At 31.8% G+C, this 9,632-nt stretch carries 3 protein-coding genes, 4 tRNA genes and 2 rRNA genes; all 9 read left to right on the top strand.

What is annotated here, in order from left to right:
• Window positions 1-135 precede the first annotated feature (135 nt).
• Window positions 136-360, top strand: a complete 225-nt coding sequence (locus JFN88_RS26130) for an ATP synthase subunit C family protein (protein ID WP_199019163.1) — start codon at window positions 136-138, stop codon at window positions 358-360.
• Between the two features lie 294 nt (window positions 361-654).
• A tRNA-Met gene (locus JFN88_RS26125) sits at window positions 655-727 on the top strand.
• Window positions 728-863: 136 nt separating this feature from the next.
• Window positions 864-6,008: ribosomal RNA gene (locus JFN88_RS26120) — 23S ribosomal RNA — on the top strand.
• Between the two features lie 206 nt (window positions 6,009-6,214).
• Window positions 6,215-8,187, top strand: a 16S ribosomal RNA gene (locus JFN88_RS26115).
• A gap of 84 nt (window positions 8,188-8,271) precedes the next feature.
• Window positions 8,272-8,344: transfer RNA gene (locus tag JFN88_RS26110), tRNA-His, on the top strand.
• Window positions 8,345-8,384: 40 nt separating this feature from the next.
• Window positions 8,385-8,455 (top strand) — tRNA-Gly (locus JFN88_RS26105).
• A 46-nt stretch (window positions 8,456-8,501) separates the two neighbouring features.
• Window positions 8,502-8,575, top strand: a tRNA-Pro gene (locus tag JFN88_RS26100).
• Between the two features lie 129 nt (window positions 8,576-8,704).
• Window positions 8,705-9,100 carry a cbb3-type cytochrome c oxidase subunit I gene (locus tag JFN88_RS26095; protein ID WP_199019162.1) on the top strand — a complete coding sequence of 132 codons (396 nt, stop codon included), beginning with the start codon at window positions 8,705-8,707 and terminating at the stop codon, window positions 9,098-9,100.
• Window positions 9,101-9,331: 231 nt separating this feature from the next.
• Window positions 9,332-9,632, top strand: a 301-nt coding sequence (locus JFN88_RS26090; RefSeq protein ID WP_199019161.1) for an LAGLIDADG family homing endonuclease, incomplete at its 3' end; no start/stop codon positions are given.

The raw sequence follows: 9,632 nt of genomic DNA, 5'->3' as shown, positions 1-9,632 counted from the left end.
TTTTAATCAAAATGAAAAAAGACACTTATATAGAATATGTGTAAAAAACATATTAGATTAAACTTTTTTATTATTTAAAAAAAGTTTAATTTTAAAGATTATTATAATTTTAAAAAACATATATTAATATATTTTATGGCAGAAGGTGCAAAATTAATAGGTGCAGGTTTAGCTACTATTGCGTTAGCGGGTGCAGGAGCAGGAATTGGAATTGTTTTTGGTTCTTTAATTAACTCAGTAGCTCGTAATCCTAGTTTAACTAAACAATTATTCGGTTATGCGATTTTAGGTTTCGCTTTAACTGAAGCTATTGCGTTATTCGCATTAATGATGGCGTTTTTAATTCTTTTCGTATTTTAATTTTTTATTTACGGGAAAATTATTTTTATATATTTTATTTGATATAAATTAATAAAGTTTAAAATATCACTTTATTAATTTATTCTATTTTATTTTTATAATTTTTGAAGAAGTTTAATTAGATGAAAGAGGTTTATATGGATTTGATAAATATCAAAATGTGATCTACCCGAACCCATTCTGAATTCGATATGTAAAAACATTTTGTAGCAAATGTACTGCTAATTGTGGGAGACTTGTGATTTATCAAAAAAATTTATTTTTTAATTTTTGTATTGAAAAAGAATAAGAGAGAGCGGAATAGTTTAGTGGCTAGAACAATGGAATCATATCCCATAAGTCATGAGTTCGAATCTCATTTTCGCTAATTAAAAATAAAATATTATGAAAGGACTTTTAATGATGAATACTACCTAAATTCCTTATTAGAAAGAAATAATTCTGAAACATTGCACGGTAATGAAAATTATTTTTGGGAGAGTTTCGTATAAGCGGATCTATAGAAAAATGAAGCGTATAACCCTATGTGGATGCCTAGACAAAAGTGATAAAGGACGTATGCATAGAGAGGAAACGAAAAGCGGGGATCATAGCCTCAAATAACTAATCCCCGATATCCTAGGATAAATTCAAATATTTCTATTTGTAAATTATTTTATTATAAGAATTAGAAAAATTATAATATTTTTTTATATTATAATTCTTCATTGCGATAAAAAAATTTTAGTGTAGTAAAGAAATTTTTTTGCAATTATATAATCCTCAATAATTATATTTAATTTTTATAAATAAGATCTTTTATCGATATTAATGAAATAGAACTCAGTGAACTGAAACATCTAAGTAGCTGAAGGAATAAAAATCAACCGAGACTCCGTTAGTATTGGTGAGAGAATGCGGAATTGGCTATTTCTTTTTAAAGATATTGAAGTACATAAATTATCGTTGAGTCGAAAAAAGTGAGATACATCACAGTAAGGAGGAGGCAATTAAGTAATTAAAAATGTACCTCCGAAGATAATGACTTGAAAACGTCAACCTAAGAAGGTTATAGTCCTGTAGTTGGTTAATAATTTTATTAATCATCTTTACTTGTGAGTATTTTATTGTATATTTGATGGAAAAATATTATAAATATATTTATATATTTAGTTATTAAGAATTTCTTTGTAATTAAAGCGGGAGTTAACCTGTTTGAAGATAGGGGAACCATCCTCTAAGCCTAAGTATCACTTTTGATCGATAGTGAACTAGTACCGTGAGGGAAAGGTGAAAAAATTGAAAACTGAAACAGGGGGTTTACAAGCACTAAAAGCTTTCTCGTACGAACGAGGCCTGTTATTTAACCATTTTACCCAATAGATTATAAAATAAAAATATATCTGCAAAATGGTGTATACAATAAAAATAAATCTGTAAGATGGTTTGTAGCAGAAGAGTAATTGGGTGCCTTTTGTATAATGAGTCAGCGAGTAAACATAATATGCATAGCTTAAGCTATTAAGTGGAGGCGTAAATAATTTGAAATAAATAGTATGTTGTGTTTTACCCGAAACTAGGTGAGCTAGTCATGAACAGGTTGAAGTAGTGATATAAAACTATGGAGGACCGAACTCACGTCTGTTGCAATAGGCGGAGATGATTTGTGATTAGGAGTGAAAGGCTAATCGTACCTAGAGATAGCTGGTTTTCTGCGAAATCTATTGAGGTAGAGTGGACGTTTTTTTATAAAATTTGAAATTTATAAAGTATGAAAAGAGGGGTCGAGCGACTTTTTGGGTGAGGGTGGTCCAAAGCTTTACTGAATCCAAGAAAACTCCTAATACTCTTTGCATAAACGTTTAAACAGACTATGGGCGCTAAGGTCCGTAGTCGAAAGGGAAACAACCCAGATCGAAGGCTAAGGTTCCAAAGCAATTTTTTAGTGGGAAAGGTAGTAATTGGGCTATGACAACCAGCAAGTAGGCTTGGAAGCAGCCATCTTATAATGAAAGCGTAATAGCTCACTGGTCTATGTCTGATTGCGCCGAAGATGTAACGGAGCTTAAGAAATTCGCCGAAGCCGCGATTAATTTACAGGATTTATTTATCATAAGATCTATTACAGAATCTCTTATAAGAGATTATAAAAAATTGTAAAAGAAAACTGTGAACTTAAATTTAGATTGTATTTTAAGGTAGCAGAACGTTCTGTAAGCCTCAGAAGCTCATTTGTGAAGAAGAGTTAAGGTATCAGAAGTGAGTATGCTGACATGAGTAACGTAAAATCATGTGAGAATCATGATCGTCTTAAGTCCTAGGTTTTCTATTCAATGTTTTTTAGAATAGAGTGAAGCGGTCCCTAAGATTTGGCTGAACAGCCTTTAAATCAATGGGTAAGAGATTTTTTATCTTAAGACAGTCTGTGACGAAAAGATTTCTTTTTTGAAAACATTAAAATGGTGAGTTTGCAATTAAGAGTTTTTTCCTGGAAATAACAGACAATATGTCCAAGGTTGACGATACTGAGGTTCGCACGCAATTAATGGGCCTCGAGACAATAGATCGGGAATGCCGTACTTAAACCGACACTGGTGGACAAGTAGAATATACTAAGACGTAGAGAGAACCATATTAAAGGAACTCGGCAAATTGCATCTGTAACTTAGGGATAAAGATGGCCTTATATACTATCGTGAAAGGGTTAATTCTTTGATTTAAAAATTATTTCAAGTGTTGTTTTGGGTTAAAGTTTCTAGTTTTTAGCTTGGGATTTTGATTTAAAACTTCGGTCAAGGTTTAAATTTTATTTAGGTAATGTTTGCTGCGATCTTAAAATTCTTCTGGAATTTTAAAACTTGTTGTAACGTTTAGGTTATAAGGTTAATTTCGATCCTTTAGCCTCTGTAAGGTAGCATAAAAAAGGAAGCAGCGACTGTTTAACAAAAACACAGGACTCAGCAAAATAGTAATGTGATGTATTGGGTCTGACGCCTGCCCGGTGCTGAAGAATAATAGGAAGGGTTAATAATTTTTTAAATTAGAATGCTCCGAATTAAAAATTTAGTAAACGGCGGCCGTAACTATAGAAATATTGTAGTTGTAAAATTTAGCTATATGCTGGAAAGTTTTAATGATCTTTTTTTACTCGTTATATTTTATTTTGTAAATATTCAAAATAAAATTATTATGACAGTTCTAATACTGAGGAATATAATAGTTAAATTTGGTAAATTTAGTATAAAAGTGAAAATGAAAAAGTGAAAAATAATCAGCAGGAAAGACTTATATATTAGTTAGTAAATTATTTAAAATGATATGGTAAATAAAAATAAAATTTCAAGAGAATTAGGTTATTATTTAGCAGGATTTGTAGATGGAGAAGGTTCTTTTTTTACAATTATTCGAGAACGTAAAGATTATAAAATAGGGTGGCGTTTTTCTATTGGTTTTAATGTTGCAAATAAAGATATAGTCATTTTATCTTTATTAAAAAAGGCATTAAATTGTGGTAAGTTACGCAAACGTAAAGATGGTGTTTATATTTATCAAGTTGATAGTTTAAGAGCTATTACTGAAAATGTAATTCCTTTTTTTAAGACCTATTCATTTTTATCTGCTAAGAAGAAACATGAATTTGTTATTTTTCAAAAATTATGTGAATTAAAGTTAAATTGGACTTCTTCTAAGGATCAAATCTTGCAATTTTTAATATTACGAAAACAATTGAGTTTTTTTCGAAGTTTTTGTTCTAAATCGAAATATACAGATGATTTCATTTTAAATAGTATGAAAAATATTTAAGAATCCTCAGAGACTATACGCTAAACTTTTTAAATTTTTAGAGAGATGATATAGTCCGGTCTTTATTGAGAAATAAAGGTTTTATATTTATATATAAAACGTAAGTAAATTATCTAATTATTATTAAATTATTACTTATTAACATAAACGAACGGTCCTAAGGTAGCAATATAGCTCATACCATGTTTAATGGTTTCGCAGCCTTAGTAAAACTATACTGTATGCTGGAAAATCCTCATAAAATGAAATATTTTAATTTAAGTTTATTTTTTCTTAAATACAGCCTTTTAGTACATAAAAATTATTATTTTTATTGTGAAAATCTAAAGGACAAGGGGGCAATCAGCAGGAAACTATATATTTATAGGATCCTCAGAGACTTTACGTATAGGTTTTTTAATTATATTTAAATTTTGAGTATTATGAATTTAGATGCGCAATGGATAGTAGGTTTTGTTGATGGTGAAGGTTGTTTTCATATTAGTATTAATAATACAAATCAAGTTCTTCCTGAGTTCGTAGTTACTCAGCATGAAAAAGATATTCAAGTTTTATATGCTTTAAAGAGTTATTTTTCTTGTGGAGTTGTACGAAAACAACACTCGAATATTTTTTGTTATCGAACTCGAAGTTATATTGATTTATGTGAAAAAATAATACCTTTTTTTGAAAAACATCAATTAAAAACTAGAAAACGTGTAGATTTTCAAAAATTTCGTCGTATTTTATTAATGATGCAAGATAAAAAACATTTAACTCGAGAGGGTTTTGATGAAATTTGTAGAATTGTAAAATTATGGCGCTGTTCAAAAAAGAAGGAAATGATTAAAGAATAAGATCAAGTCCATCTTCTTAATTTGTTTTTTGGAATATTTTTGTTAATATTTCATTTTTTTTAAAGAAAATAAATTATTTATTGAAAAATAGAAGGTAAAATGAGCGAAGTTCCTTGTCAAGTAAGTTTTGACCTGCATGAATGGCGTCACGACTGCTTCGCTGTCTCTAATATGGTCTCAGTGAAATTGAATTCTTCGTGAAGATGCGAAGTACCCGAACATAGACGAGAAGACCCTATGCACCTTTACTGTATTTATAAATTGGGAAAGTATATAAATTGTGTAGGATAGGTGGGAGAATTCTTGTTTCAATAAAAGGAAAAAACAAGAATTCATCGGTGAAATACCACTCTGTTTATATGTTTTCTCTATCAACCAGAAAATAAATTACGCTTGTTCAAGATGATATTTAAGTTTTGAATTTAGCGTAGGGACAGTTTATAATTGACAGTTTGACTGGGGCGGTCGTTTTCTAAAGAGTAACGAAAACGTACGAAGGTAAGTTCAAGTTGGACGGAAACCAACTGAAGAGCGTAATAGTATAAACTTGCCTGACTGTAAGACTTACAAGTCGAGCAGAAACGAAAGTTGGTTATAGTGACCCAGGAGTACTTTATGGAAAGGCTCCTGCTCATCGGATCAAAGGTACGCTAGGGATAACAGTTTAATGACTTCCAAGAGCTCATATCGACGAAGTTGTTTGACACCTCGATGTCGACTCATCTTATCCTCGAGCCGAAGCGGGTTCGAAGGGTTCGGCTGTTCGCCGATTAAAAAGGTACGTGAGTTGGGTTCAGTTCGCCGTGAGGCAGACCGGCTTCTATCTTGTTCGGGAGTTTAAAAATTGAGAGGGGGGTTTCTTTGTACGAGAGGACCAGAAACCACAAATCTCTGGTGAACCAGTTGTTTTGCCAAAAGCATAGCTGGGTAGCTACATTTGGAATAGAGAACCGCTGAAAGCATCTCAAGCGGGAAACTAGCCTCAATACAAGTTTTGGCGATGATGTACATCAAACAAGCCATTTAATCATTAAAGATAGGAGGTAATACTTTAATATCGATATTAAATGGTATAACTATATTATAGTTATGGTACTCGATTATTTTATGCCGTCCACGTAGAAGATTACTACGTAAGATAGGTGGAATGTGTAACAATAGTAATATTTGCGCTAATCCATACTAAAGTTCTTAGATCTTAATATACCCGTTATTTTTTTTATGAAAGTCTATTAGTTATACGGAGTTTGATCCTGGCTCAGAATGAACGCTAGTTATATGCTTTATACATGCAAGTCGAACGTGATAAATTTTTTAATTTTGAAAGTGGCGAACGGGTGAGTAACGCGTGAGAATCTGCCTCTTAATCCGTAGAGATTGTGGATGTTCATTTGAAACTGAATAAATTTTAAGAGATTGTATTTTGAAGTTCGATGTTCTATATAAATATTGGGGATGGTACATAGTACTCGTATTTATATTAGACTTTAGTAAGCATTAATGGAGATTATGATTCTTTTATATTGAAAAGTTTCTAAATGATAAAGATCATTTATTGTCGTTGAGAGATGAGCTCGCGTAGGATTAGGTAGTTGGTGGGGTAAAGGCCTACCAAGCCAAGAATCCTTAGCCGATCTGTGAGGATGGTCGGCCACATTGGAACTGAGACACGGTCCAAACATTTGTTAATGGCAGCAGTAGGGAATTTTGGACAATGGGCGAAAGCCTGATCCAGCAATATAACGTAGAAGATGAAGGCTATATTGGTTGTAAATTCTTATAGTGATTTGAAAGATTATGACTGTATATCATGAAAAGTCCTGGCAAATCTCGTGCCAGCAGCCGCGGTAATACGAGAAGGGCTAGCGTTATTCGGAATGATTGGGCGTAAAGTGCATGGAGACGGTATCCTTTTAAATATAATATTGAATCCAATACGCCTAGGTGATTAAATTCAAAGCTTAACTTTGAAAAATCATTTAGAGAGGATACTTGAGTTATGTTGAGGAAAGTGGAATTCTTGGAGGAGAAGTAAAATTCCTTGATACCAAGAGGAAGGCCGAGAGCGAAGGCAACTTTCTAGGTGAATTAACTGACGTTAATATGCGAAAGCGTGGGTAGCGAAAAGAATTAGATACTCTTGTAGTCCACGCCGTCAACGATGACTTTTATTTGTTGCTTTGGAGGGCCCCTTACCGATCCACGACGGGATTATGGATGTCCCTGGTATCAATTGACGTATCAGTAACGATATGAAGTAAGGCTGTCGTATAAATTGTATACTATTATAATTGTATCAAAATAATGCAATTATAAATAGTGTATAACTTTAAAAAGTTATATATTATATGAATTAATAAGTGATTATTAATTTGTGTATTATACAAGTTATATTATATTACAGAAATTAATATAGCAGCATCGTGATGATTAGTTTGGACTAACCCTTGGTTGATTGCAGCAAAAAAGCTAACGCGTTAAAAAGTCCGCCTGAGGAGTACGGTCGCAAGATTAAAACTCAAAGGAATAGACGGGGAATCGCACAAGTGGTGGAACATTGCGGTTTAATGCGAAATAACACGCAAAACCTTACCAGCTCTTGAATTATTAATTTTAAATTTTTTTGTAATTAAATTATTTATTTTAATACAGGCGTTGCATGGCTGTTGTAAGTTCGTACCGTGAGGCGTTAGATTAATTTCTTTAACGAACGAAACCCCTTTTTCTAATTGCTAATTAAAATTATTTTTTAAAGAACTTTAGAAATACTGCCGGTGACAAATCGGAGGAAGGGAGGGATCACTTCAAGTCCTCATGACCCTTATGAGCTGGGCTACACGCGTGTTACAAAGGCGATGACAAACAGATGCGAAGATGAGAGTTGGAGCAAATCTGAAAAAAATCGTCTCAGTTCAGATTGTTCTCTGCAATTCGAGAACATGAAGTAGGAATCACTAGTAATCGTGGATCAGCGTGCTACGGTGAATTTGTACTCGATTCTTGTACTCACCGCCCGTCACACTCTGGGAGATAATAAAATTAGAAAGTTATTAATTAGTGATTAAATATTTATAAAATTTAATGTTTTAATATGAATTGATTTCGTATTGTATTTAATTATGGATTGTAACTTACAATGTTGTTGTTAACTGGAGTGAAGTCGTAACAAGGTAACCGTAGGGGAACCTGCGGTTGGATTTTTTTTTGTTCCTTTCGTCTAGAGGTTAGGATATCACCCTTTCACGGTGAAGACGCGAGTTCGATTCTCGTAAGGGATATTTATTTTTTTTTGGCGGATATGACTTAGTAGGTTAAAGTGCTAGACTGTGACTCTTGAAACACGGGTTCGAATCCCGTTATTCGCCCATTTTTTAAGAAATTAGTTGTTTTTATAAAAATATGTGTGCGGATATGGATTAATGGTAAATTTTCTGCCTTCCAAGCAGACGATATGAGTTCGATTCTCATTATCCGCTTTAATCTATAAAAGTTATATTTTTAATAGTTGTAATTTTTTATTTACAAGATATGGCGCAGTCCGGTAGCGCGCCTGTTTTGGGAACAGGAGGCCGCTGGTTCGAATCCAGCTATCTTGATTTTTTGTTACTTTCATATTATATAGTTTTATATTTATTTTAGAAATAATCAAAAAATTAAATTTTTTAATACGAATTGATTTCTTATTGTTAATTGTTTCTGCCAATATATGAAAGTAGAACAGGTTTATGATTACTCGCTGGTTCTATTCAACAAATCATAAAGACATCGGTGTATTATATTTAATATTCGGTGCTTTTAGTGGTGTATTAGGTACATGCTTTTCTTGGATTATTCGTTTAGAATTAGCACAGCCTGGTAACCAAATTTTACAAGGTAATCACCAATTATATAATGTAGTTATTACAGCGCATGCATTTTTAATGATTTTTTTTATGTTAATGCCCGCGTTATTTGGTGGTTTTGGTAATTTCTTTGTACCTATTTTAATTGGGGCTCCAGATATGGCGTTTCCACGTTTAAATAATGTATCTTTTTGGTTATTACCACCTTCTTTATTATTATTATTAGGATCTGCTCTAGTAGAAGTTGGGGCAGGTACTGGTTGGACGGTATACTGTTAGGATGTAAGCTGTCTTAAAACATCACTCGATGCGAGAAAAACCTCAGATTTTAAAATAAAATTCTATATACTCACTACTCAAAAAATTGAAAATTTAGAAATTTTTTAGTAAAAATGTGCAGTACGAAAGGTTAATTCGCCTGGATTTTTGGAATTTTTTTAAAATAAAAAATCCATCAGAGACTAAACGTGATGCTACTTTTATTTTTATTATTTTTTAAAATCTTCTTTTATGAATCAAAATATTTCTAGTATTAATTTAAATAAAACACATTCTTTTTTTTATCAATGGTTAGTTGGTATGACAGACGGAGATGGTTCTTTTTCAATGAATGTTCAAAATAATTATTGGATTTTTACTTATAAAATTACATTATCTACAGCTAATTTACAAGTTTTATATTATATAAAAAAATATTTAAATTGCGGACATATTACTTTTGAGCATTCTAAATGTTTAGCTTCTTATCGAATAAGAAATAAAGAATTATTAAGAAATATTATATTCCCAATTTTTAATACGTATCCGTTAT

Origin of the sequence: Paenibacillus roseus (assembly GCF_016424485.1) — a bacterium.
GTDB classification, from domain to species: domain Bacteria; phylum Bacillota; class Bacilli; order Paenibacillales; family Paenibacillaceae; genus Paenibacillus_D; species Paenibacillus_D roseus.
Note: the sequence above shows the minus strand (reverse complement) of the source record. Positions and strands in the feature narration are given on the sequence as shown.

Excerpts from the sequence above, each read along its gene's own strand:
- JFN88_RS26095 (WP_199019162.1), top strand. The coding sequence starts at position 8,705 with ATGATTACTCGCTGGTTCTATTCAACAAATCATAAAGACATCGGTGTA.
- JFN88_RS26130 (WP_199019163.1), top strand. The coding sequence starts at position 136 with ATGGCAGAAGGTGCAAAATTAATAGGTGCAGGTTTAGCTACTATTGCG.